The following is a 578-nucleotide window of genomic DNA, read 5'->3' as shown; positions in this document are numbered from 1 at the left end:
AGGTGGACGACCGCCGAACCCGGGGTGTGGCCGGGGGCGGGCTCGAGCCGGAGGCTGCCGTCGATGACGTAGGAGTCCTCCCACGTCGTGACGAGCCCCGCGTCGATCACGGGCTGGACGCTGTCCTCGTACACGTTCTGGTTGCCCCGCCCGAACTGCGTGCGGTGCAGGTTGTCCGGATGCCAGTACGTCACGTCGATCGCCGGCATCAGATACGTGGCGTTGGGGAAGGTGGGCACCCAGTCGCGGCCGTCGAGGTACGTGTTCCAGCCGACGTGGTCGTCGTGCAGGTGGGTGTTGACGACGAGGTCGACGTCCTCCGGGCGGACGCCGGCGGCGGCGAGGTTGGCCAGGTAGCCGGTGTCCAGGTACGACCAGATCGGTTGCAGGGGACGGTACTTGCCGTTCCCCGCCCCTGTGTCGATCACGACGACCCGGCCCTCGCTGCGCAGCACCCACGACTGGGTGGCGACCCGGGTGAGGTCGGTACGGGCGTCCCAGTGGTCCGGGTCCAGCAGCGCGGCGTGCCGCCGCCACTCCTCCGGCGTGCTGCCGGGGAAGAACACGTCGGTCGTCAT

At 70.1% G+C, this 578-nt stretch carries 1 protein-coding gene; it reads right to left on the bottom strand.

All coding sequences use genetic code 11. From position 1 onward, the window contains the following. Window positions 1-578: MBL fold metallo-hydrolase (locus tag LPA54_RS35530; RefSeq protein WP_228984700.1), on the bottom strand; the 578-nt coding region annotated here is incomplete at both ends.

Source organism: Streptomyces sp. DH12 (assembly GCF_020873895.1).
In the GTDB taxonomy this organism is placed as follows: Bacteria; Actinomycetota; Actinomycetes; order Streptomycetales; family Streptomycetaceae; genus Streptomyces.
This window is presented reverse-complemented; position numbering and strand designations above follow the sequence as displayed.